Origin of the sequence: Zoogloea sp. (assembly GCF_023150065.1) — a bacterium.
Lineage (GTDB): Bacteria > Pseudomonadota > Gammaproteobacteria > Burkholderiales > Rhodocyclaceae > Zoogloea.
This window is the reverse complement of the sequence record NZ_JAKLLN010000006.1, coordinates 67505-92084: the sequence shown is the minus strand read 5'-3', so window position 1 is coordinate 92084 and position 24580 is coordinate 67505. Positions and strand designations below refer to the sequence as shown.

The 24580-nt window shown below is 68.1% G+C and carries 27 protein-coding genes; 19 read left to right on the top strand and 8 right to left on the bottom strand.

Annotation, left to right across the window (positions count from 1 at the left end):
* The first annotated feature begins 30 nt into the window (after positions 1-30).
* The 4 genes from L6Q67_RS09530 (at position 31) to L6Q67_RS09515 (ending at position 4900) form a co-directional block, all read left to right on the top strand.
* Positions 31-927 carry a radical SAM protein gene (locus L6Q67_RS09530; protein WP_296568434.1) on the top strand — a complete coding sequence of 299 codons (897 nt, stop codon included), beginning with the start codon at positions 31-33 and terminating at the stop codon, positions 925-927.
* A 5-nt stretch (positions 928-932) separates the two neighbouring features.
* The gene (locus L6Q67_RS09525; RefSeq protein ID WP_296568432.1) at positions 933-2168 is read left to right on the top strand and encodes a zinc ribbon domain-containing protein; all 1236 of its coding nucleotides are present in this window, start codon (positions 933-935) and stop codon (positions 2166-2168) included.
* 326 nt (positions 2169-2494) lie between these two features.
* A complete protein-coding gene (locus L6Q67_RS09520; RefSeq protein WP_296568431.1) occupies positions 2495-2839 on the top strand; it encodes a PEP-CTERM sorting domain-containing protein in 345 nt (114 codons plus the stop codon).
* Between the two features lie 147 nt (positions 2840-2986).
* Positions 2987-4900, top strand: a complete 1914-nt coding sequence (locus L6Q67_RS09515; RefSeq protein WP_296568429.1) for an amidohydrolase — start codon at positions 2987-2989, stop codon at positions 4898-4900.
* A 197-nt stretch (positions 4901-5097) separates the two neighbouring features.
* Here the strand turns inward: L6Q67_RS09515 and L6Q67_RS09510 are convergent, their stop codons facing one another.
* Positions 5098-5754, bottom strand: coding sequence for a c-type cytochrome (locus tag L6Q67_RS09510; RefSeq protein WP_296568422.1), 657 nt, complete (start codon positions 5752-5754; stop codon positions 5098-5100).
* Positions 5755-5869: 115 nt separating this feature from the next.
* On the opposite strand from L6Q67_RS09510, the gene L6Q67_RS09505 reads away from it, so the two are divergent.
* From L6Q67_RS09505 to L6Q67_RS09480, 6 genes are all read left to right on the top strand, one after another.
* A complete protein-coding gene (locus tag L6Q67_RS09505; RefSeq protein WP_296568421.1) occupies positions 5870-7138 on the top strand; it encodes a TIGR03862 family flavoprotein in 1269 nt (422 codons plus the stop codon).
* An 80-nt stretch (positions 7139-7218) separates the two neighbouring features.
* Positions 7219-7467 (top strand): GlsB/YeaQ/YmgE family stress response membrane protein, encoded by a 249-nt coding sequence (locus tag L6Q67_RS09500; protein WP_296568419.1) that lies wholly within the window; start codon positions 7219-7221, stop codon positions 7465-7467.
* 75 nt (positions 7468-7542) lie between these two features.
* Positions 7543-8064: a PepSY domain-containing protein gene (locus tag L6Q67_RS09495; protein ID WP_296568416.1), complete on the top strand. Its 522-nt coding sequence runs from the start codon at positions 7543-7545 to the stop codon at positions 8062-8064.
* 81 nt (positions 8065-8145) lie between these two features.
* Positions 8146-8463 (top strand): hypothetical protein, encoded by a 318-nt coding sequence (locus L6Q67_RS09490; protein WP_296568704.1) that lies wholly within the window; start codon positions 8146-8148, stop codon positions 8461-8463.
* Positions 8460-8543, top strand: coding sequence for a DUF2256 domain-containing protein (locus tag L6Q67_RS09485; RefSeq protein WP_296568689.1), 84 nt, complete (start codon positions 8460-8462; stop codon positions 8541-8543). The genes L6Q67_RS09490 and L6Q67_RS09485 overlap by 4 nt, the downstream gene beginning before the upstream one ends.
* Entirely contained in the window at positions 8540-10078 is a 1539-nt protein-coding gene (locus L6Q67_RS09480) for a cryptochrome/photolyase family protein (protein ID WP_296568414.1), read from the top strand. The genes L6Q67_RS09485 and L6Q67_RS09480 overlap by 4 nt, the downstream gene beginning before the upstream one ends.
* 45 nt (positions 10079-10123) lie before the next feature.
* Here the strand turns inward: L6Q67_RS09480 and L6Q67_RS09475 are convergent, their stop codons facing one another.
* The 3 genes from L6Q67_RS09475 to L6Q67_RS09465 all read right to left on the bottom strand — a co-directional run bounded on the left by L6Q67_RS09475 (position 10124) and on the right by L6Q67_RS09465 (position 13054).
* A complete protein-coding gene (locus tag L6Q67_RS09475) occupies positions 10124-11332 on the bottom strand; it encodes an FAD-dependent oxidoreductase (RefSeq protein WP_296568411.1) in 1209 nt (402 codons plus the stop codon).
* Between the two features lie 146 nt (positions 11333-11478).
* A complete protein-coding gene (locus L6Q67_RS09470) occupies positions 11479-12039 on the bottom strand; it encodes an Rrf2 family transcriptional regulator (RefSeq protein ID WP_296568409.1) in 561 nt (186 codons plus the stop codon).
* 82 nt (positions 12040-12121) lie between these two features.
* Positions 12122-13054: a LysR substrate-binding domain-containing protein gene (locus L6Q67_RS09465; RefSeq protein ID WP_296568407.1), complete on the bottom strand. Its 933-nt coding sequence runs from the start codon at positions 13052-13054 to the stop codon at positions 12122-12124.
* Between the two features lie 123 nt (positions 13055-13177).
* Between L6Q67_RS09465 and L6Q67_RS09460 the strand changes: the two genes are divergently transcribed.
* Positions 13178-13522 (top strand): DUF2917 domain-containing protein, encoded by a 345-nt coding sequence (locus tag L6Q67_RS09460; protein WP_296568406.1) that lies wholly within the window; start codon positions 13178-13180, stop codon positions 13520-13522.
* Positions 13523-13552: 30 nt separating this feature from the next.
* The gene (locus L6Q67_RS09455; protein WP_296568404.1) at positions 13553-14167 is read left to right on the top strand and encodes a 2-hydroxychromene-2-carboxylate isomerase; all 615 of its coding nucleotides are present in this window, start codon (positions 13553-13555) and stop codon (positions 14165-14167) included.
* Between the two features lie 28 nt (positions 14168-14195).
* On the opposite strand, the gene L6Q67_RS09450 is transcribed toward L6Q67_RS09455, so the two are convergent.
* Positions 14196-14915 (bottom strand): hypothetical protein, encoded by a 720-nt coding sequence (locus L6Q67_RS09450; RefSeq protein WP_296568403.1) that lies wholly within the window; start codon positions 14913-14915, stop codon positions 14196-14198.
* 78 nt (positions 14916-14993) lie between these two features.
* On the opposite strand from L6Q67_RS09450, the gene L6Q67_RS09445 reads away from it, so the two are divergent.
* From L6Q67_RS09445 to purU, 3 genes are all read left to right on the top strand, one after another.
* Positions 14994-16904, top strand: a complete 1911-nt coding sequence (locus tag L6Q67_RS09445; RefSeq protein WP_296568400.1) for an ATP-binding cassette domain-containing protein — start codon at positions 14994-14996, stop codon at positions 16902-16904.
* Between the two features lie 119 nt (positions 16905-17023).
* A complete protein-coding gene (gene thrH / locus L6Q67_RS09440; protein ID WP_296568398.1) occupies positions 17024-17632 on the top strand; it encodes a bifunctional phosphoserine phosphatase/homoserine phosphotransferase ThrH in 609 nt (202 codons plus the stop codon).
* Positions 17633-17687: 55 nt separating this feature from the next.
* Entirely contained in the window at positions 17688-18563 is an 876-nt protein-coding gene (gene purU / locus L6Q67_RS09435; RefSeq protein ID WP_296568397.1) for a formyltetrahydrofolate deformylase, read from the top strand.
* Positions 18564-18681: 118 nt separating this feature from the next.
* Here the strand turns inward: purU and amt are convergent, their stop codons facing one another.
* From amt to L6Q67_RS09420, 3 genes are read right to left on the bottom strand one after another with little or no spacing between them, the layout of a single operon-like run.
* Positions 18682-20226, bottom strand: a complete 1545-nt coding sequence (gene amt, locus L6Q67_RS09430; RefSeq protein WP_296568395.1) for an ammonium transporter — start codon at positions 20224-20226, stop codon at positions 18682-18684.
* 14 nt (positions 20227-20240) lie between these two features.
* The gene (glnK, locus tag L6Q67_RS09425; RefSeq protein ID WP_079434291.1) at positions 20241-20579 is read right to left on the bottom strand and encodes a P-II family nitrogen regulator; all 339 of its coding nucleotides are present in this window, start codon (positions 20577-20579) and stop codon (positions 20241-20243) included.
* A gap of 54 nt (positions 20580-20633) precedes the next feature.
* The gene (locus L6Q67_RS09420) at positions 20634-21377 is read right to left on the bottom strand and encodes a TorF family putative porin (protein ID WP_296568392.1); all 744 of its coding nucleotides are present in this window, start codon (positions 21375-21377) and stop codon (positions 20634-20636) included.
* Positions 21378-21652: 275 nt separating this feature from the next.
* Here L6Q67_RS09420 and L6Q67_RS09415 point away from each other — a divergent pair, with 275 nt between their 5' ends.
* From L6Q67_RS09415 to L6Q67_RS09400, 4 genes are all read left to right on the top strand, one after another.
* On the top strand, positions 21653-21910 hold the full coding sequence (locus L6Q67_RS09415) for an accessory factor UbiK family protein (protein WP_296568391.1): 258 nt from the start codon (positions 21653-21655) through the stop codon (positions 21908-21910).
* A gap of 79 nt (positions 21911-21989) precedes the next feature.
* Positions 21990-22556, top strand: a complete 567-nt coding sequence (locus L6Q67_RS09410) for a YceI family protein (RefSeq protein WP_296568390.1) — start codon at positions 21990-21992, stop codon at positions 22554-22556.
* Between the two features lie 63 nt (positions 22557-22619).
* Positions 22620-24107, top strand: coding sequence for a YifB family Mg chelatase-like AAA ATPase (locus L6Q67_RS09405; RefSeq protein WP_296568389.1), 1488 nt, complete (start codon positions 22620-22622; stop codon positions 24105-24107).
* Positions 24108-24140: 33 nt separating this feature from the next.
* Positions 24141-24536: a hypothetical protein gene (locus L6Q67_RS09400; RefSeq protein ID WP_296568388.1), complete on the top strand. Its 396-nt coding sequence runs from the start codon at positions 24141-24143 to the stop codon at positions 24534-24536.
* Positions 24537-24580: the final 44 nt, after the last annotated feature.

Genomic DNA, 24580 nt, shown 5'->3' with positions numbered 1-24580 from the left:
TTCATCCTTGCCTCACCCAGCCCGCCCGCCATGAACGCCCCGCTGATCCGCTACGTCGAGCCCGTCTTCCGCCCGCCCTCCGAAGCCGAATCCCTGATCCTGCCCGTCACCGACGGCTGCTCCTGGAACGCCTGCACCTTCTGCGAGATGTATACCGCCCCCCAGAAGGCCTTCCGCGCCCGCAGCGAGGACGAGGTGCTGGAGAGCATCCGCCAGGTGGGCGAGCGCTACGGCGACCGGGTGCGCCGCATCTTCCTGGCCGACGGCGACGCCCTGGTGCTGCCCACCCGCCGCCTGCTGGCCATCCTGGAGGCCATCAAGACGCACCTGCCCGCCGTGCACCGGGTCTCCAGCTACTGCCTGGCCCGCAACCTCAAGAAGAAGACCGTGGCCGAGCTCATCAGCCTGCGCGAGGCCGGCCTGCGCATGGCCTACCTGGGCGCCGAATCCGGCGACGACCAGGTGCTAAAAAAGGTGCAGAAGGGCGAAACCCATGACAGCACCCACGCCGCCCTCGACAAGCTCGGCGACGCCGGCATCACCCGCTCGGTGATGATCCTCAACGGGCTGGGCGGGCAGATCCACAGCGACCAGCACGCCGACCACTCCGCCCGCCTCGCCAACGCCACCCAGCCCGAGTTCCTGTCCACCCTGGTGGTGAGCTTCCCCCAGGGCGAAGCGCGCTTCCGCGCCGGCTTTCCCGAATGGGAACCCCTGGACCAAGCCGGCCTGTTCCGTGAGATGGAGCGCTTTCTGTCGCAACTGGAACTACGCCGCACCGTGTTCCGCTCGGATCACGCCAGCAACTTTCTGATCCTGAAGGGCACGCTGGGGGCGGACAAGGAGAGGCTGCTGACACAGGTGAGACAGGCCATCGCGGACCCCGGCGGGGCGCACCTGCGGCCGGAGTGGGCGCGGGGGTTGTAGCCAGCATGCGCTTGATACAGTTCCTGACCCGCGCCGCGGCGCGCACCAAGCAGCAGCTCACCCACCTGGACAGCCAGCCCCTGGGCCGGGCGGTGCTGGTGGTTGTGCTGTTGCTCGACATGTTCATCCTGATGTCGATCTTCGACGGGCTGGCGGCGCATACCCGCCAGCTCACCGCGCCGGACGAATACATCCCCCACACCTGCCGCGCGCTGGTGATCGACCAGACGTGGACCGCGGACAAGCGTCTCGGCCAGCTATCCGCGTTGGCGACGGCCGCCAGCACCAGCCCTTACCCGCCCCGCGAGCACAGGGCCGAATACCATCCGCTGTGCGCACCCTATCTGGAGCAGATCACCCGCATCCAGGCCGACAAGGCCCTAGTGCGTCTCTTCGAGACCCACCAGAAAGTCGAGCGGGAGGTGCGCGACCAGCAGCTCGCCATCGACCGCCTGAAGGGCGCCTACGACACCTCGCTGCTGGAGCGCATGGCCGGCGACGCGCCCGGCCAGACGGCGGTGGACGCCAGCCGGGCCGAGTTCCGCAGCCGCACGGCCGCCCTCGACGGCCTGAAGGCCCAGGCCGCAACGCTGGCGCAGACGATCAACGCCCACGACGACATCCAGGCTCTGTGGGCGGCCCTGGAGAAGCCGTCGCAAGCCGACCGGGAACAGCTGCGCGACGAGCTGCAGCGCCTCAACTTCTGGTTTCCGGTGAAGCAGCTGGGCATGCAGCTGATCTTCCTGCTGCCGCTGTTCCTGATCTTTTACGCCTGGAACAGCGCCAGCCTGCGCGGCGGGCGGGGTCTGCAGGCTCTGGTGTCGGCGCATCTGCTGGTGGTGAGCTTCATCCCCATCCTCTTCAAGCTGGTCGAGGCGGTGTATCGGATCATTCCGCACCGGCTGCTGGCCGCGCTGTTCGAGTTTCTTGAGGCCTTCCGGCTGGTGGCGATCTGGCACTACCTGGTGATGGCGGCCGTCATCGCCACCGCGCTGGTGGTGATCCATGTCCTGCAGAAGAAGCTCTTCTCCCGGGAGCAGCTGCTGGAGCGGCGCATCGCCCGGGGCGAATGCCAGGGCTGCGGCAAGCACCTGCCCGCCGATTCGTCCGCCTGCCCCTTCTGCGGCTACGCCCAGTTCAGCCCTTGCCCCAGCTGCCAGGGGCTGATGCACCGGCACGCGCGCTTCTGCCACCACTGCGGCCAGCCGGCGGCAGGCGATGTGGGGTCGGGTTCATCCTGACAGGGGAAGCGACTTGTGGGGGCGAGGGGTAGGGGCGACTTCAGTCGCCCATCCGCGCAGAAGTCTCCCCACCGATCGCTCCCCTATTGGCGTCACAGGAAGTCACAGCAGGGCCTTCCAGGCCACCTTATCCTTCGCCGCCCGGATCGTGACGACAGCACTGGAAGGCATAAAGACCGGCATCAGCCTGTCGGATTTCTTTACATCAAGAGGAATTAATTCACAGCCAAAAAATGGAGAGTCGCGCTAGGTGCGGAAAGCCTGAAACAGGCAGGAAGCTTGCTTTATCAGCCTGAGGGGCTGCATGTGCCCCCGGAGAATCACTGATGCGCACCCCGCCCCTGTCCAAACTCTTCCTCTGCTGCACGCTGCTGATCGTCGCTGCGCTCGCCCTGCCCACCCCTGCCCGGGCCGCCGTGGCCACCGGCGCCGCGCTGAGCAATCCGGTCACCACGCCGTCCGCCGCCAGCGAGCCCATCAGCCCCCCACCTGCCGACAACAACCTGCAGGCACTGATGACCCCCACCGCCCTCGACGAGCAGGGGCGCACCACACCCCTGTCGGCCGCGCTGGCCAACGAGCCCGCGGCCGTCGTCGCGCCGGAACCCTCCGCCCTGCTGCTGCTGGCCATCGGCATCGGGCTGCTGTGGCTGATCCGCCGCAAGCGCTAACGCGCTTTTCATCCCCTAGCCCTTACCCCATTCTCACGCCCCAGGACAGGTAGCCTTTCACGGGCGCCAGCCGGAGCCGATGCTATGCTCGACGGATTCGCCGCCGGCATTGGCCCGGCGGCCTCAGTGACATCCGGAGCCCTGCCCATGAAATCTGCCTTCGCTCTCCGCGGCACGAGCCTCGCCATCGGCCTGGCCCTCGCCGCCCCAGCCCTGCTGGCCCAGACGCAAGCCCCGATCCGCCCGATCTCCCCCCCGGCCGCCACGCTCAAGCCCGTGGTGCCGCCGGTGACCGCGCCGGCCGTGGCTCCGGTCGCGCCCGTCGCCGCTCCACCCACCGCCCCGGGTGCCATCGCTCCCGTCACGGGTGTCGCACCCCTCGATCCCAACGCGCCGCCCCCGGCCCCGCCTCCCCCGCCCCTATCCGACATCATCTTCACCAATGGCGAGGTGCTGACCCTCGACGACAAGCGCCCCACCGCCCAGGCCGTGGCCATCAAGGGCAGCAAGATCATCGCCGTGGGCAAGGCCAAGGACATCCTGGCCCGCTGGAAGAGCGAAGGCACCGAGGTGGTGGACCTGGCCGGCAAGACCCTGGTGCCGGGCTTCATCGACAGCTGGGGGCAGATGGCCCGCATGGGCCTGTACTCGGTGGCTGCCCAGGTGCAGTCGCCCCCCGAGGGCAAGGTGACCGACACCAACGGCCTGCTGCGCGAGCTGCGCGAATGGGGCCGGGGCGACCTGGCCAAGCGCTTCGGCTGGATCATCGGTTTCGGCTACGACGATACCCACCTGCGCGAACAGCGCCGCCCCAGCCGGACCGACCTGGACAGCGTGAGCCGTGACACCCCGATGATCGTGGTGCATTACTCCGGCAGCCACCTGGTGGCCAACAGCAAGGCCCTGGAGCTGGCCGGCATCGGCCGCGACAGCATCGACCCGCCGGGGGGCAGCATCGGCCGCTGGCCGGGCTCGAAGGAACCCGACGGGGTGCTCGAGGGCGCCGCCGCCACTGCCCTGCTCGGCGCCCTGCCGCAACTGCCCAGGGACGACCGCCAGGCCATGATCCAGCAGGGCCAGACCCTCTACCTGCAAGCCGGCTACACCACCGCCGTGGAGGCCCGCGCCACCCCCGACGACCTGGCCCTGTACACCCAGGCCGCCGACACCGGTGCCCTCAAGCTCGACGTACTGCTGTATGCCGACCTGGCCAGCGCCGGCGCCAGCCTGAAGGGCAACAAGATCATCGGGCCCAAGTACTACAAGGGCCACCTCAAGCTGGCCGGCGTGTCCTTCGTGCTCGACGGCAACGCCGAAGACCGCAGCGCCTGGCTCACCCAGCCCTACCAGCTGCCGCCCCCGGGCAAGCGCACCCCCTTTGCCGGCTACCCGGGCACCACCGACGAGGCGGCGACCGAGCTGTTCTCCCGCGCCTACGCCGGCGGCTGGCAGGTGGCCGTGCAGGCCAATGGCGACGCCGCCATCGACCAGTTCATCAGCGGCCTGCAGACGGCCAGCAGCAAACACCCGGGCAAGGACCGCCGCCCCCTGCTGGCCGGCGGCCAGACCCTGCGCGACGATCAGCTCGATACCCTCAAGACCCTCGGCGTGAGCCTGGCCGTGGCGCCACGCCGCCTGGGCCTGTCCCTGGCCACGCTCAAGGACTACGCCCTGGGCGAAGAGCGCACGGCCCGCTTCATCCCTGCAGGCACCGCCGCGGGCAAGGGCCTGCCGGTGCTGCTGGCTGGTGACGCCTCGCAGATCGAGCCGACGCCCTTCGCCACCCAGGCCGCTGCCATCAAACGCCCGCTGGGCGAGGCCCAGCAGCTCAGTCCCCTGGACGCCCTCAAGGCCCTCACCCTGCTGCCCGCCCGCCAGCTCGGCGAGGAAAAGCTCAAGGGCAGCATCGCCACCGGCAAGCTCGCCGACCTCACGGTGCTCTCCGCCAACCCGCTCAAGACGCCCGCCGACAGGCTCGGCGAGATCAGGGTGATCGGCACTGTGAAGGAAGGGGTGACGGTGTTCGGCGGCAGCGAAGGCGGCGTGCCGATCCTGCGCTGATACCGGCTGACGGTGGAAGGAAGGCCTGCAGGGGCGACTTCAGTCGCCCATCGCGCGTCGATCACAGGCATGCCCTTGGTCGAAGTCCGCGGGCGACTGAAGTCGCCCCTGCAAACGAGGCCACATCGACCATCGGATGACGCGTCAGACTGAGGACGCCAGGTTCATCCCACAGAAGGCGCGCTGCCTCGACCCTTTCAGCGCAGGTTCGACAGATACTCCACCACGGCCTCGACGTTCCGCTCACCGAGGCCGGAAACCGCCGCCGTCATGGGCGGGTAGGTGCGCTCGCCGCTGAGCTTGAGATAGCGCATCAGGCTGCGGCGCAGGTACTCGGGCTGCTGGCCGGCGAGGCGGGGAAAGTTTTCACCGCCGCGGGCATCGGCCCCGTGGCAGCGCACGCAGTTCTTCTCGAAGTGATCGCGCCCCTCGGCCGCCCGGGCCGCCGACGGTGTCCCCGCCGGCACCACCGGCTGGGCCGCGTAGAACACGGCGATCTGCGCCTTTTCCTCGGCGCTGAGCACCTTCATCAGGCCCTGCATGAAGGCGTCCTTGCGCCGGCCGTTGAGGAAGGCATCGATCTTGCCGAGCACGTAGCCCGGATGCTGGCCCGCCAGGTTGGGGACTTCGCCGTACTTGCTGAGCCCTGTTTCACCGTGGCAGTTGGCGCAGAAGAAGGCGGCTTTGCGGCCGGCATCCTGGGCGATCTTCTGATCCGGCGGGCGGGCCTTGTTGATCCGCTCCAGAATGTCCCGGGGATCGGGCGGATCTGCCAGCACCGCTCCGGCCATCAGTGCCAACCCCAGGCCGAGGGCGGCACAACGGCATCTGACACCTCTTGATTTGCTGACCATACCGCTGGACTCCATGGACGCTCACGACAGGCCGCCGACGGCGGAATCTGCCGAATTGTAGTTCGGCGCAGCCCTGCCCACTACAATCCTGCTTCTTTCCCCTCCGGACCCCGCCATGCAGCCCGTTTCCCCCTCCCCTCATGTCGCCATTGTCGGTGGCGGCCCGGCTGGCCTGATGGCCGCCGAGATCTTGCTCCGGGGTGGGGTGCAGGTGGATCTCTTCGACGCCATGCCCTCGGTGGGGCGCAAGTTCCTGCTGGCCGGCAGGGGCGGGCTCAACATCACCCACTCGGAGCACCTGGAGCACTTCACCCGCCGCTACGGTGAGCGGGAGGGCGTCCTCGCGCCCCTGGTGACCACCTTCGACCCGACGGCCCTGCGCGCCTGGGTCGAGGCGCTGGGCGTCAGCACCTTCGTGGGCAGCTCGGGGCGGGTCTTTCCGGCGGAGATGAAGGCCGCGCCCCTGCTGCGCGCCTGGCTCACCCGCCTGCGGGACGCCGGCCTGCGCATCCACGTGCGCCATCGCTGGACCGGCTGGGCCGACGATGGCGCCCTGCGCTTCAGCACCCCGGCGGGCGAGCACACCCACCCGGCCGACGCCACCGTGCTGGCCCTGGGCGGTGGCAGCTGGGCGCGGCTGGGGTCGGACGGCGCCTGGGTGCCATTGCTGGCCGCCCGGGGCATCGAGGTGGCCCCCCTGGAGGCCGCCAACTGCGGCTTCATCGCCGCGTCGCCACGGGTGGCGCCGGGCACCGGCTGGAGCGCCCATTTCCGCGAGCGCTTTGCCGGCCAGCCCCTCAAGTCCATCGCCCTGGCCATCGACGGCGACCCGGCCCCGATGCGCACCGGCGAAGCCATGATCAGCGACGACGGTATCGAGGGCAGCCTGGTATACGCCCTGTCGGCCGCCATCCGCGCCCGCCTCAAGGCCGACGGCCAGGCCACCCTGCGCATCGACCTGGCCCCCGGCCGCAGCCTGGAGCGGGTGCGCACCGAGGTGGCCCACCCCCGGGGCGCCCGCTCCCTGTCCAGCCATCTGCAGAGCCGGGTGGGCATTGCCGGCGTGCGCATGGCCCTGCTGCGGGAATGCCTGCCCGACGAGGCCTTCGCCGACCCCGGGCGCCTCGCCGCCGCGATCAAGGGCCTGCCCCTGCCGCTGGTGGCGCCCCGCCCCATGGACGAGGCCATCAGCACCGCCGGCGGCGTGCGCTTCGAGGGGCTGGACAAAGCCCTGATGCTGCGCAGCCACCCGGGCGTGTTCTGTGCCGGCGAGATGCTGGACTGGGACGCCCCCACCGGCGGCTACCTGCTCACCGCCAGCCTCGCCACCGGGCGCCGGGCCGGCGAGGGGGCACTGGCCTGGCTGGCTCGCCCGGCACGGTGACGCCGATTCACAGCTTGTAACATTGGCAACATCCCCGGCAGATTAGAGTCCAAGCTCATCATTCCTTCGGGAGCATTGCCATGGGCATCATTTCCACCATCGTCATCGGCCTGCTGGTCGGCCTCGTCGCCCGCTTCGTCAAACCCGGCGACGACAGCATGGGCTGGATCAAGACCATCCTGTTCGGCATCGGCGGCTCCATCGCCGCCACCTACGGCGGCCAGGCCCTGGGCCTGTATCAGGCCGGCCAGGGGGCGGGCTTCATCGGCTCCGTGATTGGCGCAGTGATCCTGCTGGTCGTCGCCGGCAAGCTGTCCAGCAAGGGCTGAGGCCCGGGGCGTTACAATCAGGGGCTGACGGCACACGCCGTCAGCCCTTTTCTTTGCTTTCTCCGGGAGCCCATCATGATGCTTCGTCCCGTCATCGCCACCCTGCTGGCGACCTTCGGCCTTTCCCAATCCGCCCTTGCCATCGAGGCCCCGGCCCGCTTCAAGTCCGAGTACGCGCGCTGTGAGAAGGTGGTGCTCGAACAACATCCCGGCAAGATCGTCAAGGTGGAGCTCAAGCGCGAGAAGGGGCGCCCGGTGTTCGAGTTCGACGTGGAAGGCAGCGACAAGACCTGGGATGTGGAATGCGATGCCCGCAGCGGCAAGATCACTGAAGTCGAACAGGAAGTGGTCAGCGCCGACTCTCCACAGTTCAAGGAGAAGGCCCGCATCAGCCTGGAAGAGGCCAAGGCCATCGCCCTGAAGAAGTACCCCGGCACCATCGTCGAAACCGAATTCGAGATCGAAGCCGACGGCTCGGCCTCCTACGAGTTCGACATCGCCCGCAAGAACGGCAAGGAGATGAAGGTGGAGGTCGATGCCACCAGCGGCAAGATCGTCGAAGCCAACCGGGAGCTGTGGCAGTCCGGCAAGGAATAAACACAGGCCGGACCGCTTGGCCGGCCGGGAACTGCACACGGAACGGGGCTGTCCATCGGCCATTCCCGGAAACGCCCCACCGTGCGCCACTCCGACGACGCCCCTCTTTCAGCACGACTCTCCGCCGTAGCCCCGGCCGCCTATGCGCAGAGCCGTAACCACGTCGCGGGCGCCGTCACCGGGCTATCGCCATGGATCACCCACGGTTGCATCCCGGTCCCGGAACTGACCGAACGCTTCGGCCTGACAGGCCAGGACATGCTGGCCTGTCAGCTGGGCTGGCGGGAGTTCTTCCAGCACGTGTGGGGCTACCTGGGGGACAGCATTCTGGCCGACATCCGCCCCGGCCTACCCGGCATTTCCTACACCGACACGCTCCCCTTTGCCCCCACCCCATGAGCTGGCGGCGCAAGTGGGCGCGCTGCTGGGACGAGGTCCGCTACTGCTCCGACGCCTGCCGCCGCAGCGCCAAAGCATGAGCATCCGCCACCTGGTGCTGGTGCTGGGCGACCAGCTCAGCCACGACAACCCGGCCCTGGCCGGCTTCGACCCCGCCTGTGACCGCATCCTGATGGTGGAGGCCCCGGCCGAAGCCACCCACGTATGGACCCACAAGGCGCGCATCGCGCTCTTTCTGTCGGCCATGCGCCACTTCGCCGCCGAACTGGCGGAGCGGGGCTGGCCGGTGGACTACCTGCGCCTGGGCGAGCACCCCCACGACAAGCTCGAGGCCGCCTGGCGGGCCGCCATCACGCAGCACGCGCCCGCCGGAGTGGTGGTCTGCGAGCCGGGTGAATGGCGCCTTGAGCAGACCCTGAAGCAGCTCGGCGAGACGCTCGGCCTGCCCGTGGCCCTGCGCCCCGACAGCCACTTCCTGGCCAGCCGGGCGGCCTTTCAGCGCTGGGCCGGCGAGCGCGAGACCCTGCTGATGGAGCACTTCTACCGTGCCATGCGCAAGCACCACCAGGTGCTCATGGACGGCAAGGAGCCCGCCGGCGGCACCTGGAACTTCGACAAGGACAACCGCCAGGCCTTCGGCCGCGGCGGCCCGGCGGGCCTGCCCCCCGCAGCGCGCTTCGCACCCGACGCCATCACCCGGGCGGTGCTGGCGAGCGTGGAAACACACTTCGCCGACCACCCGGGCAGCCTGGCCCACTTTGCCTGGCCGGTGACCCGGGCCGATGCCCTGCAGGCCCTCACGGCCTTCATCCGCGACCGCCTGCCGGGCTTTGGCGCCCACCAGGACGCCATGTGGACCGACGAGCCCTTCCTGTGGCACAGCCTGCTGGCGCCGGCCCTCAACCTCAAGCTGCTCGACCCGCGGGAGGTGATCCGCGCCGCCGAGGACGCCTGGCGGAGCGGGCATGCGCCCCTGGCCGCCGTCGAAGGCTTCATCCGTCAGATCCTGGGCTGGCGGGAGTTCATCCGCGGCGTGTATTGGCGCGACCAGCCCGGCATGGGCGAAGCCAACCACTTCGGCCACACCCGGCCGCTGCCGGCGTGGTTCTGGACGGGCGAGACCCGCATGAACTGCCAGCGCCAGGTGATCCGCCAGACCCTCTCCCACGGTTACGCCCACCACATCCAGCGCCTCATGGTGACCGGCAACTTCGCCCTGCTGGCCGAGCTGTCACCCCAGGCGGTGGCGGCGTGGTTCCTGGCGGTGTACGTGGATGCGGTGGAATGGGTCGAGCTGCCCAACGTGGCGGGCATGGCCCTGTACGCCAACGGCGGGCGCTTCACCAGCAAGCCCTACGTGGCCAGCGGTGCCTACATCAAGCGCATGAGCAACTACTGCGCCGGCTGCAGCTACAGCCCGGAGGTGAAGACCGGCCCCCGGGCCTGCCCGGTCAGCACCTTCTACTGGGATTTCCTCGACCGCCACGCAGACATGCTGGCCGCCAACCCCCGCTGCACCCTGATGTTCAAGCCCCTGGCGCGGATGGACGCAGCGGAGCGGGCGGCCATCCGCAGCCAGGCCCAGGCCCTGGGCGAGGCCCTCGACAGCCTGTAGGCCGCCGCTTGTGCAGGGGCGGGCCGCGATCGATCCGGAAACGGACTAGGGAACGATCACGAAATCCGGGTTGGCCACGGCAAACACGGCCTCCCGGTCCGGCGCCGGGGGGTAGATCCAGCGGGTGTTGATCTCGCGCTTGAGGGCCTTGCCTTCCTCCCCGGTCAGGCACACCTGCCTATCCCAGCCTTCGGTATACAGCGCCCCCCACGGCCCCAGATCCAGGCAGGTCACGTACTTGGGCTGGCTGTAGGGGTGCAGGGGCAGGCCGAGCAGCCCGGCCGCGGCGTTGTAGCCGGCAACCCGCCCGAGGCTCAGGGCATGCTGGCAGGACATCAGGGCCGCATTGCCCAGGCCGTCGGTGAGCGCATGGGCCATGTCGCCGGTCACCAGGATGTCGGCCGCGCCTTCTGCCTGCAGGAAGGCGTCGACGAATACCCGCCCCACCTCGTCCCGGCGGCCAGGCACCTGCGCACCGAGGGGGTGGGCCCGGGCGCCGGCCGTCCACACCACGGTGGCGGCGTCGATGCGCAGCCCGGTGGACAGGGTCACGCCCCCCTCATCCACGGCGCTCACCGCGGCATTCGGGACGATCTCGACACCACACTCGGCCAGCGCCGCCTCGATCATCGGGCGCGGCGCGGCCCCCAGATCGGGGCCGATCCCGCCTGCCCGCTCGACCACCACGACCCGGACAGCCGCCCCGGCCCCCAGCACCCCACGCAGCCGGTCCGGCATCTCCGCCGCCGTCTCGATGCCGGTGAGGCCGCCACCGGCAACGACGACGGTGTTGCGGGCCGCCGAGTCGGGGCGGGAGGCCAGCGCCTGGAGATGCGCCGCCAGGGCCCTCGCGCCCTCGATCTGGTCGACGTTGAGGGCGTACTCCGCCAGGCCGGGGACGGGCGGCGTGAAGAGCTGGCTGCCCGCGGCCAGCACGAAGCGGTCGTAGTCGAGAGTGAGACGGGAGCCGTCGGCCTCCACCACCACCTGGCGCGCCTCCGCCCGGATCTCGACCACCCGCCCCGCCATGTGGCGAACCCCCAGGGCATTGAACAGGGGCAGCACATCCGGCTCCATGTTGTCGATGACGGCCTCGTACAAACGCGGCCGGATGACCATCCGGGGGGCCGGGGACACCACCGTGATGCACACGCGGCCCTCCTGCCCGGCAAGGGCCACGGCACGGGCTGCCGCAGCGGCGGCCCAGACACCGGCAAACCCCGAGCCGGCAATGACGATGTTGTGCTTTTTCATGGTGAAAGCTCCTTTATGACGTGAAATGCCGGGCGCAGTGATCCCCGGCCGCAGACGTGCGGCCACCGTCACGGCGCGTCCGGCAGGCGCACCGAGTCAGAATCAGGGGAAAGGGAAGACGGACCGGAGCGGCGCTCCGGCAGCAATCAGGAGGAGGGTTCGGGAAGCTTCGGCGGGCGTCCAGGCTTCTTGCTCCTGGCCCGCTCGCCCATCCACTCGTCCACATCGATGAAGAACTCGCCCGGCGCCTTGCGCGCAAAGACCGCCGCGATGCTGCCCAGGGAGTGGGCGGCCAGTTCGCCGCGCATGGCGTCTTCGGCCTTGCGCATCACGGCGTGGATGGCACACATGCCGGAGGTGGCCCAATCGGGCGCAGCCCCCTCGAAGACGGCGCAGCGCTCACGGATCTCCTGGCAGTCGAAGAGGGGCTTTTCGCCCTCTATCGCATCGACGATTTCCAGCAGGCTGATGCGCTCGGGCGCCCGCGCCAGGCGGTAGCCGCCCCGCGCCCCGTCGCTGGCCGTGACGATCCCGGCCTTCTCGAGCCTGGGAAAGATCTTGGCGAGGAAACTCGGCGAGACCCCCTGCAGTTCTGCCAGGTCCCGGCTACTCAGGGGCGTGTCGCCCGCATTGACCAACCACAGCAGGCAGTGGATCCCGTATTCGACGCTTGAAGTGATGTGTGCCATAACGCGGACTGTACTCATCCTCGTTTTTCCGCGCAACAATAACGCGGACAATTTTTGTCTTTGTTTTACGGCGAGCGCAGGGTGGGCGATCACACCGCCATCAACCCGGCCCCGTGAGCCCCTCGGCGGCGCTGCGGGTGCGAGTGGCGGCCTCACACACCCAGTCCCGGAAGCAGGCCACCTCCTCACGGGGCGTATCGCTGGCGCCGATGAGCCAGTAGCCCCGCTCGAGCACCTGGCGGCGGGCGGCGCCGACGGGCTGGAGGCGCCCCTCGGCGATCAGGTCGGAGAGCAGCTCGGCCCGCCCGATGGCCACCCCCTGGCCGGCCACGGCGGCCTGGATCAATTGGTCGTAGTGGTTGAAATGCAGCACAGCCCGCGGGCGCACCCCCTCCAGCCCAAGGGTGGCCAGCCAGTCGGCCCAGCCCAGCCAGGGGAAGTTCGGATCGTCGTAGTTCATCAGGGCCACCGTCGGCAGCGTGTCCCGGGTCAGCTCGGTCAGGCCCAGGGACGGGCTGGCGACGGGAAAGACCGTCTCGCCGAACAGGCGCACGCTGCCCGCCGGGGCATCCGAATCGACGCAGTGGCGCAGGGCCAGGTCGATGCCCTCCCGGCGCAGATCCACCACCCGGTTGCTGCTGGCCAGGCGCACGTCGATATCGGGGTAGCGGGTCTGGAAGTCACGCAGATGGGGCAGCAGCCACAGGGCGGTGATGCCCAGGCTAGCCGTTACGGTGACCGGCAGGTTCGGTCGATCCGCACGCAGGCTGGCAGCGAGATCACCGTAATCGCGCAGCCAGCCGCTGGCCAGGCGATACAGGCGCTCCCCCTCCGGGGTCAGGGACAGGGCCCGGGTTCGGCGCACAAACAGGCTCACCCCGAGCGCCTCCTCAAGGGTCTGGATCTGGCGGCTGACGGCCGACTGGGTCAGGCACAGCTGGGCGGCGGCGCGGGTGAAGCTGAGGCTGCGGGCCGCTGCGACGAAGCCGCGCAGGGGGTCCAGGGGCGGCAGCCGGAGAAGGGGATCATCCATGAGAAAAACGCATCCTTTCGATGCCGATTATCCGTTTGTGAAGCCATGTCTGGACGCCAATACTGCAGCCATACCCGCCATCGCAATGCGCACCGCGCATCCTGAGCGGCTCTGGAGAGAACCATGACCGAGCATTCAAGCCCCCGCCGCGTGTGCCTCGAAGGCCACGCCTCGACGGTGCTGCCGGAGGGTGTCGGCACCCTGGTGGCCTGCACCTCGGGCTGCGTGTGGCTGACCCGCTACGGCGACCCACGCGACCTCATCCTTCACGCTGGCGACAGCTTCCGCATCGACGGCCCCGGCACGGTGGTGATGACCGCTCATCATGGCGCGGTGCTGCAGATCTTTCCGGGCCAGGCGCCTCTTCCGGCCCGACGCGGCCTCGCTGCCCGTCTGACGGGGCTGCTCGCACCCCGCTGGCACAGCGCCGCACGCCGCCTGGCCGGTGGGTCCATGCACGAGTGCTAGACTGAAGCGTTGCCCGGCGCCGGAGCCCCCATGAACAAACAGACCCTGGAATTCTGGTTCGAGTTCGCCAGTTCCTACTCTTACCTGAGCGTGATGCGCATCGAGCCCCTGGCCCGGGCGGCGGGGGTGACGCTGCAATGGCGCCCCTTCCTCCTCGGGCCGGTGTTCCTGTCCCTGGGCTGGAACGACTCGCCCTTCAACATCTACCCGCCCAAGGGGCGCTACATGTGGCGCGACCTGGCCCGCCTGGCCCAGCGCTACGGCCTGCCCCTACAGGTGCCTTCACGCTTCCCGCGCAACGGCCTGCTCGCCGCCCGGGTTGCCCTGGCCGGCACCGATGAGGCGTGGATGGCGGATTTCTGCCGGGCGGTGATGCGTGCCAACTTTGCGGAAGACCGGGACATTGCAGAGGTGGAGGTGATCCGCAGCATCCTGGCCGCCCTCGGCTTGCCGGCGGAGGCCATCCTGGCCCGTGCGGAGAGCCCGGAGAACAAGCTGGCCCTGCGCCAGCAAACCGAAAAGGCCGGGGAGATCGGCCTGTTCGGCGCCCCCAGCTTCGTCACCCCGGATGGAGAGCTGTTCTGGGGCAACGACCGGCTGGAGGATGCGCTGGAGTGGGTGAAGACCCGCGCCACCGCAGCCTGACAGCCCGCCCGGACGTCGCCCCGGGCGCTTACTTGCCGAGCAGCGGCGCGGCGGCATCCCCCGAGGGCTTGCCGGATTCCGCCTTGCGGGCCTTCTCGGCTTTCTTCTCTGCCGCCTTGACCGCACGCTCGTTGTAATAGGCCTTGTCGCTCTTCGCCTGCTCGGCCCGGCCCTCGGCAGCCCGGGCTTCGGCGGCCCGGCGGTGGGCATCGGCCGTGTCCTTGCGATTGCGGTCGGCAGCGGCCTTCATGGCCTGGCTCTTGCCATCCTGTTCGCGCTTGACCCGCGCCGCATCCTTCTCCGAGAACTGGCGCAGACGGGTTTCGCTGTCGGCCCGGTTGCGGGCTTCCTGTTCGGCCCGCTCGACCGCCTTGGTCGGTGCATCCCGGGCTTCGTCGGCCTTGCGTTCGTTGAAGCGCCGGTTCTTTTCAGCCAGTTCGATACGGCCCGCCTCGTTGTCCATCTCCCGCGCCTTGCGCACATCGGCCACCCGGCGGGCGCGGGACTCATCGATGCAGCGATTCACCAGAAAGCGCTCGTAACAGGCAATCTCTTCGGTCTTGAAGCGCACTTCCGCCGCCCTGCGCAGGGTGGCCGCTTCGGTCTTGAGCTTCTCGGCACGGGCCAGCTCGGCCGCAGGATCGGCAGGCACCGCAGCTTCCTGGGCCCGGGCGGGGCCACCGGCCAAGGCAGCAAGCAGGAGGGATGACAGGCAGGCGGACAGGAGAGGCAGGCGGGGCTGACGCATGGTACTGGCAGGACTGAAGGCTTTTGGACCGCTTACAATACCGGATTTACCGCCCGGTTTCCTCCCCGTCCTGCTGCCGTGATCCAGTTTCGCAACCTCCGCCTCGCCCGGGGCGTCAAGACCCTCATCGAAGGCGCCAGCCTGCAGATCCACCCCGGCTGGAAAGTCGGCCTGACCGGCGCCAACGGCTGCGGCAAGTCCAGCCTGTTCGGCCTGCTGCGGGGCGAGCTCCACCAGGACGCCGGCGACCTGGAGATGCCGGCTACCTGGACCATCGCCCACGTGGCCCAGGAGACCCCCGCCCTGTCCTGCCCGGCCATCGACTACGCCCTGGATGGCGACACCGAGCTGCGGCGCATCGAAGCCGCCCTGACCAAGGCCGAAGCCGCCCACGATGGCGAGGAGATCGGCCACCTCCATGGCCGCCTGCAGGAGATCGGTGGCTACGCCGCCCGCGCCCGTGCCGCCGCCCTGCTCGACGGCCTGGGCTTCAAGACGGCCGACCTGGAACGCCCGGTGGCCGATTTCTCCGGCGGCTGGCGCATGCGCCTCAACCTGGCCCAGGCCCTGATGTGCCGCTCCGACCTGCTGCTGCTGGACGAGCCCACCAACCACCTCGACCTGGACGCCGTCATCTGGCTGGAGCAGTGGCTCACCGACTACCGCGGCACCCTGGTGCTGATCTCCCACGACCGGGACTTCCTCGACGCCGTGGTGAATCAGATCGCCCACATCGAAGGCCAGCGGCTCACCCTCTACGCCGGCGGCTATTCCGATTTCGAACGCCAGCGCGCCGAACGCCTGTCCCAGCAGCAGTCGATGTTCGAGAAGCAGCAGCGCGAGCGCGCCCACCTGCAGAAATACGTGGACCGCTTCCGCGCCAAGGCCACCAAGGCCCGCCAGGCCCAGAGCCGCATCAAGGCCCTGGAGCGCATGGAGACCATCGCTGCGGCCCACATCGACACCCCTTTCACCTTCAGCTTCCGGGAATGCGGCCAGGCCCCCGACCCCCTGCTGCAGATCGAGGACGCCGCCGCCGGCTACGCCGACGCGCCCATCCTGTCGGGCATGAAACTGACCATCCGCCCGGGTGAGCGCATCGGCCTGCTCGGCCGCAACGGCGCCGGCAAATCGACCCTCATCAAGTTGCTCTCCGGCGGGCTCAGGCCCAGTGCCGGCGTACGCCGTGAAGGCAAGGGCCTGGAGATGGGCTACTTCGCCCAGCACGCCCTCGAGAGCCTGCGCCCGGACGAATCCCCCCTGCAGCACATGCTGCGCCTCGACCCCCAGACCCGCGAACAGGAACTCCGCAACTACCTGGGCGGCTTCGATTTTCATGGGGACATGGCGACCACGCCCTGCGGCCCCTTCTCGGGCGGCGAAAAATCCCGCCTGGCCCTGGCGCTGCTGATCTGGCACAAGCCCAACCTGCTGCTGCTCGACGAACCCACCAACCACCTCGACCTGGAGATGCGCCACGCCCTCACCCTGGCCCTGCAGGACTACGAGGGCGGGATGGTCATCGTGTCCCACGACCGGGCCCTGCTGCGCGCCACCTGCGACCGCTTCCTGCTGGTGGACGGCGGCCGGCTCAGCCCCTTTGATGGCGATCTCGACGACTACAAGGCCTGGCTCGCCCAGCAGCGCGCCGCCGATGCCGCCGCCAGCCAGTGCCCCGACAGGGCCGCCGACAAGGCCAGCCGCAAGGCCGACCGGGAAACGGCCGCCGCCGACCGCCAGGCCCGCCTGGCCGCCCGCCGCCCCCTGCTGCGCGAGCTGGAACAGCTGGAGAAGAAGCTCAAGCCCTGGAGCACCGAGAAGACCCAGCTCGACGAACGCCTGGCCGACCCCGCGCTATACACCGGCCCCGAAGCCGGCGAAGTACCCAGGCTGCTCAAGCGCCAGGCCGAGCTGAGCGGACGCATCGACGAAGCCGAACTGCGCTGGCTCGAACTCCACGAGGCGCTGGAGGCGATCCCCGCCGACTGAGCCCCTCACACATCCCGCATCCCTGTGACCTTCCGCGACGCATTCGACACAAGCCGTCACGGCGTCTTTGTTAGAATCCGGGATTCGCCAAATCAACCGCCGTCATCTGGAGCTTCCCCGTGCAACTCGTCTGTCTCGACCTCGAAGGTGTTCTCGTCCCCGAAATCTGGATCGAATTCGCGGAGCGCACCGGCATTCCCGAACTCCGTCGCACCACCCGCGAGGAGCCTGACTACGACAAGCTGATGAAGTACCGCCTGGACCTGCTCAAGCAGCACAAGCTGGGCCTGCCCGACATCCAGAAGGTGATCTCCGAGATGGGCCCCGAGCCCGGCGCCAAGGACTTCCTCGACGCCCTGCGCCAGGACTTCCAGGTCATCATCCTGTCCGACACCTTCTACGAATTCGCCATGCCGCTGATGAAGCAGCTGGGCATGCCCACCCTGTTCTGCCACAAGCTCGAGGCCAACGCCGAAGGCTTCCTGGTGAACTACCACCTGCGCATGGCCAACCAGAAGAAGGAAGCCGTCCAGCGCTTCAAGGAAATCAACTTCAAGGTCATCGCCGCCGGCGACTCCTACAACGACACCGCGATGCTCAACGAAGCCCACGCCGGCATCCTCTTCCGCGCCCCGGCCAACGTCATCGCCGAGTTCCCGCAGTTCCCCGTCGAGCGCGAATACAGCGGCCTGATGGCCCAGATCCGCGCCGCCTCCGCCCGCATCTGATCCACCCATCGCACCCGGTCGCGGCCGCCGGCCGCCGGCCGGTGCCGGACCCGCCATGCACCGCGAACGCTTCTACACCCTCTCCGCCTCCTGCCCCGACCGCACCGGCATCGTTGCCAAGGTATCCGGCTTCATCGCCGAGCACCGGGGCTGGATCCTCGAAACCGCCCTGCACGCCGAGCCCGCCGTGGATGCCGACAACCGGGGGCGCTATTTCATGCGCATCGAGATCCGCGCCGACTCGCTGCCCTTCATGCTCAGCGAGTTCCGCGAGCGCTTCCGCCCCATCGCCGAAGAGCTCGAGATGGACTGGAAGATCACCGACTCGGCGGTGAAGAAGCGCGTGGTGGTGCTGGTGTCCAAGCAGGAGCACTGCCTCTACGACCTGCTGGCGCGCTGGCAGTCGAAAGAGCTCGACATCGAGATCCCCTGCGTGATCTCCAACCACGAGACCTTCCGCGGCTTCGTGGAGTGGCATGGCATTCCCTTCCACCATGTGCCCGTCACCGCCGACAACAAGGCCCAGGCCTACGCCGAGGTGCAGCGCCTGTTCGAGGAATCCCGGGGCGACACCATGGTGCTGGCGCGCTACATGCAGATCCTCTCGCCCGATCTGTGCAACGCCCACCCGGGCAAGATCCTCAACATCCACCACAGCTTCCTGCCCAGCTTCGTGGGCGCCAAGCCCTACCACCAGGCCTACGTCAAGGGCGTCAAGCTGATCGGCGCCACCTGCCACTACGTCACCGCCGAGCTGGACCAGGGCCCGATCGTAGAGCAGGACGTGATCCGCATCGACCACTCCGATTCGGTCGAGGACATGGTGCGCTACGGCAAGGACATCGAGAAAGCCGTGCTGGCCCGCGGCCTGCGCTACCACCTGGAAGACCGGGTGCTGGTGCATGGCAACAAGACGGTGGTGTTCCGCTGACCTTCGAGCGCTCTGCCTGAAAGGCCGGCCTCGCGCCGGCCTTTTTGTTTCTGGCGGACAGACAAAAAACAACGGGCGCCGAGGCGCCCGTTGTTTTTTCAGGAAACAGCTACCGCGATCAGTTGTGGTAGGCGGTTTCGCCGTGGGAGGTGATGTCGAGACCTTCCCGCTCTTCGTCTTCCGGCACCCGCAGACCGATGAACATATCCACCAGCTTGTAGGCGATGAAGGCGACGACTGCAGACCAGACGATGGTCATGCCGACGGCGGTGGCCTGGATGATGACCTGGTCGGAGATCGAGTAGGCATCAGCCACCTTGTTCTCCACGTAGTCCCAGATGCCGGCGCCGCCAAGGGACGGGGCCGCAAACACGCCGGTCAGGATGGCACCCAGGATGCCGCCCACGCCATGCACGCCGAACACGTCGAGGGAGTCGTCGGCACCGATCAGACGCTTCAGGCCATTGACACCCCACAGACACACGACACCAGCCAGCAGACCCATGACGATGGCACCGACCACACCGACCACACCGGCAGCCGGAGTGATGGCGACCAGGCCGGAGACGGCACCGGACGCAGCGCCCAGGCCGGACGGCTTGCCCTTGATGATCCACTCGGCGAACAGCCAGGACATGGCCGCAGCAGCGGTGGCAACCCAGGTATTGACCATGGCCAGGGCGGCGACGCCGTTGGCTTCCAGGGCGGAACCGGCGTTGAAGCCGAACCAGCCCACCCACAGCAGCGAGGCGCCGACGATGGTCAGGGTCAGGCTGTGCGGAGCGAAGGACTCACGACCGTAACCGATCCGCTTGCCCACCATGAAGGCACCCACCAGGCCGGCAACGGCGGCGTTGATGTGCACCACGGTGCCGCCGGCGAAGTCGAGGGCGCCATGCTGGAAGAGGTACCCGGCAGTGGCCGTGGCAGCAGCACCGGCATCCGCGGAGGTGTAGGCATCCGGACCCGCCCAGTACCAGACCATGTGCGCCATGGGCAGGTAGCTGAAGGTGAACCAGATGGCCGAGAACAGCAGCACCGCGGAGAACTTGATACGCTCGGCGAAGGCGCCGACGATCAGGGCCACGGTGATGGCAGCAAAGGCGCCCTGGAAGACCACGTAGATGAACTCGGAGATCACCACACCCTTGGTCCAGGTGGCGGCCACGGAGTCCGCCGTGATGCCCTTCAGCAGCACCTTGTCGAGGCCGCCGAAGAAGGCACTGCCCTCGGTGAAGGCGATGGAGTAGCCATACACCACCCACAGCACGGTGATCAGGGAGAACACCGCGAACACCTGCAGGAGCACCGACAGCATGTTCTTGGAGCGCACCAGGCCACCGTAGAACAGGGCCAGGCCAGGGATGGCCATCATGATGACGAGCACGGCGGCGACGATGATCCAGGCGTTGTCGCCCTTGTTGGGCACCGGGGCCGGCGCCGGAGCGGCTTCAGCCGGTGCGGCGGCCTCGGCCACCTTGGCTTCGGCAACAGGCGCGGCTGCCGGGGCAGCGGGCGCTTCAACCGGCTTTACCTCGGCCGTGGCAGTGACGGCAGGAGCGGCCACCGGCTCGACAGGGGCCGCAGCCTTGTCTTGTGCCAGTACGCTGCCCCCAAAGCTGACCGCCAGGCTGGCCAGCAGGGCTGCAATTGTTTTTCTCATGATTGAAGGCTCCCTTACAGCGCTTCGGCACCGGACTCGCCGGTACGGATACGGATGGCTTGTTCAAGGTCGAACACGAAGATCTTGCCGTCGCCGATCTTGCCGGTGCTGGCCGACTTCTCGATGGCTTCGATGACCTGATCCAGGATCTCGGTCTTCACCGCGGCCTCGATCTTCACCTTCGGCAGAAAATCGACCACATATTCGGCACCACGGTACAGCTCGGTGTGGCCCTTCTGGCGACCGAAGCCCTTGACCTCGGTCACGGTGATTCCCTGCACGCCGATGGCGGACAGCGCTTCGCGCACTTCGTCGAGTTTGAAGGGCTTGATGATGGCAGTTACGAGTTTCATGGCTGGGTTCCTCAGGCAGACGGCCGGAACACGGCCGCCATGCGGTTACGGGAATTAGAAGCTGCGGGTCACGGACAGAACCACGCGGTCCTTGCCCAGATCCTTGCCAAAAGCGTTGGTGTACCAGGCGCCGCTGGCGTTGGTGTTGATGTAGCTGAGGCCGACCACGGTGCCGCTGAAGTCCTTGGTCACGCCCAGCTTCCAGTCGGTGTAGGAAGCACCTTCGGAGCTGGAGCCGGCAACCCGCTGACGGCCCACGTGGCCCACCAGATTCAGGGTCGGGACCAGTTCATAGGTGGCGGTCAGGTCAAGGTAGCCGGAGTTCTTGCTGCCCACCCAGCCGAACAGGTCGCTGAAGGAGTGGGAGTACTTCAGGGTCAGGAAGGAATAGCCGGCAGCGACATAGCCTTCCAGGGTGTTCGGGTTGTTGCCGTAGCCGGAGCCCGGGTAGAAATACTGCAGCAGGCCCACGTCGTAGCTGAAGTCGCCGACGGTGTTCTTGAAGCCGCCGTAGAAGTCCATCTCGATGCTGTTGCTGACGGTGGAGTTGCCATCGGTCAGCCAGGACACGTTGGAGGCCCAGGTACCGACATACAGACCGCTGGAGTGCGCGTAGTCGAAGCCACCCTGCACAGCCGGCTTGCGGTTGGTCTGGCCGATACCGCGGTAGGTGTACTCGGATGCCAGCGTCACGTTGCTGGTGAAAGTGTGCTCAGGAGCAGCATCGGCGGCAGAAGCCATGGTCGGCAGAACAGCACTGGCAGCAATCAGGGCGGAGGCAATGACGGTCTTGCGCATGATAGGGGTTCTCCTCGTAATCAAAAGTTGGCAGGATCCACTTAGCAATCGATGTGCCAGTTTGGAATATCCCTATTTTTCAGCATCTTACGGTGTGTCGCTGACGCTTGCTGCGGCGCAGGAAAAATGCCGCGCGCACCAACTTGGTATCATGCACCAATAGAGGGCGCCACTTTGGTGCGCCCGGGGCGCCGGCCGTGCGACGACGACGGTGCTAAACTTTGAGCACAGGGGTTTCATGCCCCAGCCCTCCCCCCACTTCTGAGGTAAGCACCATGGCCAACCCGAAAATTCTCGACGACATCGGCTCCAAAGTTTCCGAACTGCTCGCCAGCAGCCCGGCCAAGGACATCGAGAAAAACGCCCGTGCGCTGCTCACCAGCGGCTTCTCCAAGCTTGATCTGGTGACCCGTGACGAGTTCGAGATCCAGCGCGAAGTGCTGGCCCGCACCCGCGAAAAGCTGGCCGACCTGGAAACCCGGGTGGCCCACCTGGAGGCCGAGCTGGCCGCCCGGCCCGCCTCCGCGGACTGAACCCGCACCGACACCCGCTGTCCCAGCGAGGGCGCTCAGGCGCCCTCGTTTGCTTCCTGCCCCTACTGCGGAGACACCCTTGAAGAAAGCCCTCGCCCTGCTCGCCTGCATCGCCGCCCCGGCCCTGGCCGCCCCGGTCAATTACACCGTCGACAGCAACCACACCTTCCCGGTCTTCGAGACCGACCACCTGGGCTTCTCCACCCAGCGCGGGCGCTTCAACAAGACCAGCGGCAAGATCACCCTCGACGTGGCCGCCCGCAAAGGCAGCGTGGACATCAGCATCGACGCCACCTCCATCGACATGGGCTTTGCCAAGTGGAACGAGAACATGCGCGGTGAGGGTTTCTTCAACACCGAGGCCTTTCCAACCATCAGCTTCAAGGCCGACCGTCTGCACTTCGAAGGTGACAAGCCGGTTTCCGCCGAGGGCAGCCTGACCCTGCTGGGCGTGACCCGGCCCGTCACCCTGAGCCTGACCCGCTTCCACTGTGCGCCCCACCCCCTCAACAAGCGCGAGACCTGCGGCGCCGACATCACCGCCCGCCTCAAGCGCTCCGAGTTCGGCATGACCAAGAACATCCCCTCGGTGAGCGACGAGGTGCGCCTGGTGATCGGCGTCGAGGCTTTCCGCGACGCGCCATGACATCCTGATACCGCGGGGCGCGCCCTGCGGTTAGACTCGCGCTTTACCCGAATCGGATAAATCGTGAGCCTGGCCATCCTGACAAGCCGCGCCCTCGTCGGCCTCCTCGCCCCGGAAGTCACCGTCGAGGTTCATCTCGCCAACGGGCTGCCGGCCTTCACCCTGGTCGGTCTCCCCGACGTCGAAGTACGTGAAGCCCGCGACCGGGTGCGGGCTGCGCTGCAGACCTCCCAGTTCGAATTTCCCCAACGGCGGATCACCGTCAACCTGGCCCCCGCCGACCTGCCCAAGGAAGGCGGCTGCTTCGACCTTCCCATCGCCCTGGGCATCCTCGCCGCCTCCGGGCAGATCCCGGCCGCAGGCCTGACTGGCTACGAGTTTGCCGGGGAGCTCTCCCTCACTGGCGAGCTGCGCCCCGTGCGTGGAGCCCTGGCCCTGGCGCGGCAGGCCGCCAGCAGCGGGCGCACCCTGATCCTGCCTGCCGCCAACGCCCCCGAAGCCGCCCTGGTACGCAGCGTCACCCTGCTGCCCGCCACCAGCCTGCTGGCCGTGGCGGCCCACCTGTGCGGGCACACGCTCCTCACGCCCTATGCCGGCCCGCCCCTCGTGCAGGCTCCGGGCTATCCCGACCTGGCCGACGTGAAAGGCCAGGCCCAGGCCCGCCGGGCCCTGGAGGTGGCGGCCAGCGGCCAGCATTCCCTGCTCCTGTTCGGCCCCCCGGGCACCGGCAAATCCATGCTCGCCCAGCGTCTGCCCGGCCTGCTCCCGCCCATGAGCGATGACGAAGCCCTTGAAAGCGCCGCCGTGCAATCGGTGGAGGGCAGCTTCCGGCCCGAGCGATGGGGCGCTCGACCGATGCGGGCACCGCACCACTCTGCGTCCACAGCGGCGCTGGTGGGCGGTGGCGGAACGCCCCGCCCCGGCGAGATCAGCCTGGCCCACCACGGCGTGCTGTTTCTCGATGAGCTGCCGGAATTCGAACGTCGTGTCCTGGAAGCCCTGCGCGAACCCCTGGAGAGTGGCCACATCACCATCTCCCGGGCCGCCCGCCGGGCCGAGTTCCCGGCCCGCTTCCAGCTGGTGGCCGCCATGAACCCCTGCCCCTGCGGCTACCACGGCCACCCGGACGGGCGCTGCCGGTGCTCCCCCGATCAGATCACCCGCTACCGCAACAAGCTATCCGGCCCGCTGCTCGACCGCATTGACCTGATCCTCGAAGTCCCGGTGCTGCCGGCCTCCGACCTTCAGTCGGCCCACAGCGGCGAGCCCAGTGCCGTCGTACGCGCACGGGTCGAGCAGACCTGGGCACGGCAGCTTGCGCGCCAGGGCAAGCCCAACGCCCAGCTCGCCGGGCAGGAGATCGAGCAGTGGTGCCAGCCCGGAGAGAAAGGTGCACAACTGTTACAAACCGCCATCGATCGCCTCGGCCTGTCAGCCCGCGGCTACCATCGCATCCTGAAGGTCGCGCGTACAATTGCGGACATGAACGGCGCCGATACTGTCGGCGCCTCCCATGTGGCCGAAGCCATCCAGAGCCGCAGGGGCCTCTGAAACATCGTCCAATCCCATCAGGAGTTCTCTCAAGTGGCATCCACCCCGTCTGCGGGCGCCCCCCGCGCCAAGAACTGGCTCGCCTGGTTCATCGGCTTCATCGTCGTGCTCGTGGCCCTGCTGGCCGGCTATACCTGGCTGGTGCTCAACTGGAGCTATTCGGCCGGTGAGCGTGCCGGTTACGTGCAGAAGTTTTCCCAGAAGGGCTGGCTGTGCAAGACCTGGGAAGGGGAGATGGCCATCGTCGCCATTCCCGGCAGCCTGCCCGAGATCTTCAAGTTCACCGTGCGCGACGACAAGGTGGCCGCCGCCATCAACGCCGACATGGGCAAGCGGGTGTCCATCTCCTATGAACAGCACGTGGGCATCCCCTCCACCTGCTTCGGCGAAACCGGCTACTACGTCGACAAGATCCACGTCATCGAGTAAGAACCACGCCCGCACGGGCGTGTCGAAACCCGCACCTCCTCCCG